At 71.6% G+C, this 1,978-nt stretch carries 3 protein-coding genes; all 3 read right to left on the bottom strand.

Translation table 11 applies throughout. The annotated features are described in order from the left end of the window. Positions 1–180: 180 nt before the first annotated feature. Positions 181–948, bottom strand: coding sequence for a polyprenol monophosphomannose synthase (locus JM949_RS35545; RefSeq protein ID WP_203152420.1), 768 nt, complete (start codon positions 946–948; stop codon positions 181–183). Positions 949–1,112: 164 nt separating this feature from the next. Then, complete coding sequence (locus JM949_RS40125; protein WP_407664887.1) at positions 1,113–1,421, bottom strand: hypothetical protein; 309 nt, start codon at positions 1,419–1,421, stop codon at positions 1,113–1,115. Positions 1,422–1,423: 2 nt separating this feature from the next. After that, positions 1,424–1,978, bottom strand: a 555-nt coding sequence (locus JM949_RS40120; protein ID WP_407664886.1) for an SDR family NAD(P)-dependent oxidoreductase, incomplete at its 5' end; no start/stop codon positions are given.

The raw sequence follows: 1,978 nt of genomic DNA, 5'->3' as shown, positions 1-1,978 counted from the left end.
GGCCCGCGACCGCGCCGTCACCGGCCGCGCCTACGCCGCCGTCATCAGCACCGCCCACCGCGCCATCTACCCCACCTGACCTCCCGGGACCGCCCCCGGTGATCAAGAAGTTCGGGTCAGATCTCGCCGTGCTGGTGACCCGAACTTCTTGATCAACAAGGTCGGACGGGTGGGGTGGGGTCAGCGGGTGATGTTGCGGTGTTTGCTGCGGAGCCGGAAGGGCATCAGGGCGCTCTCCACCTTGGTCGCGGTGGTCATCTTGGAGACGCCGTCCCGGCGCTCCTCGAAGCGGATCGGCACCTCCAGGATGGTGTGCCCCAGCTTGGTGGCGAGATAGTGCATCTCCACCTGGAAGCTGTAGCCGTTGGACTGCACCCGCTCCAGGTCGATGTCGCGCAGCGCGTCGGCCCGCCAGATCTTGAAGCCGGCGGTGAGGTCGCGGATCCGCACCCGCAGCAGCGTGTGCACGTAGAGGTTGGCCCAGCCGCTGAGCGCCCGACGGTACAGCGGCCAGTTCTCGTCCAGCTCGCCGCCGGGCACGTACCGGGAACCGATCACCACGCTGGCCTGGGTGGAGAGCAGCGCACCCAACATCCCCGGCAGCGCCTCCGGCGGGTGCGAGAGGTCGGCGTCCATCTGAGCCACGTACTCGGCGCCACCCTCGATGGCCCGGCTCATCCCGTCCACGTACGCCCGACCGAGGCCCTCCTTGCCGGCGCGGTGCACGACCTCGACCCGGTCCGGGTGCTCGATGGCCAGCTTGTCGGCCACCTCGCCGGTGCCGTCGGGGGAGTTGTCGTCGGCCACGAGGATGCGCAGCCCCGGCAGCGGCAGCGCGAGCAGCCGCTCGACCAGCGCCGGGAGGTTGCCCGCCTCGTTGTAGGTGGGCACGACGACGGTCAGGCGTGCGTCCCGCCACGGCGACGGCAACTGCACGGGCTTGATCATGTCGGACATCCTCGGTTTGCGGACAAGGGTTCCTTCAAAGGGTATCCAGGTGCCGCATTCGGTTGGAAAGAGGCACCCCTGCGGGCGTTGCGGATCGTCGCTTGCCACCCCGGTCCGGGCCCCGTCCGCCGGTCAGGGCCGGGGGCGGCCACTGGGTGCGGGCGTCAGCGCCTGCGGCGGGCGGCGGCGGTGAGTGCCAGTGCCGCGACGGCGAGCGCGGCGCCGGACAACACCGGCTTGTGCGTGCCGACCCAGAGCGCCGCCGAACGGTCCCGTGCCTGGCCCCGGAACACGCCCGCCGCGCCCCGGTCGGTGTCCTCGTCGCCCGGGTGGTCGAGATTGTCCCGCCAGGACGCCGGATCGATCCGCTGGCCGGTCTGCTGACTCTCGTAGCCGTTTCGGGCCAGCTTCCGGTCGAGCAGGCCCGGGAACAGGATGTCGGCCAGCCGGGCCTGCCACGTCGGGCCACCCACGTTCAGCTCCCTGGTGCCCCGGTCGGCGGCCCACAGGATGGCCCGGGCGGCCAGCTCCGGGGTGAAGATCGGCGGCACCGGCTGCGGATGCCGGGGCAGCCGGTCCGGACCCAGGAGAACTGCGGCGTGTTGATCGCGGGCAGCTGCACCATGGACAGCTTCACCCCCGGGCAGTCGTGCAGCAGCTCGGCGCGCAGCGAGTCGTTGAACCCCTGGATGGCGTGTTTGCTCGCGCAGTACGCCGACTGCAACGGGATCCCCCGGTAGGCCAACGCCGAGCCCACCTGCACGACCGTGCCCCGCTCGTGCGCCCGCATGTGGCGCAGCGCCGACAGGGTGCCGTGCACAGTGCCCAGGTAGGTGACCTCGGTGACCCGGCGGAACTCCCGGGCCGGGATCTCCCAGGCCGGCGCGAAGACCGAGACCATCGCGTTGTTGACCCACACGTCGATGACGCCCCAGCGGTGCACCACGTCGTCGGCGGCCCGCTGCACCGCACCCGCGTCGGCCACGTCGACCCGGTATCCGCGCACGTCGCTCGCGCCGCGCAGCCGGCA

It is taken from the genome of Micromonospora tarensis (assembly GCF_016803395.1).
Classification (GTDB): domain Bacteria; phylum Actinomycetota; class Actinomycetes; order Mycobacteriales; family Micromonosporaceae; genus Micromonospora; species Micromonospora tarensis.
This window is presented reverse-complemented; position numbering and strand designations above follow the sequence as displayed.

Excerpts from the sequence above, each read along its gene's own strand:
- JM949_RS35545 (WP_203152420.1), bottom strand. The coding sequence starts at position 948 with ATGATCAAGCCCGTGCAGTTGCCGTCGCCGTGGCGGGACGCACGCCTG.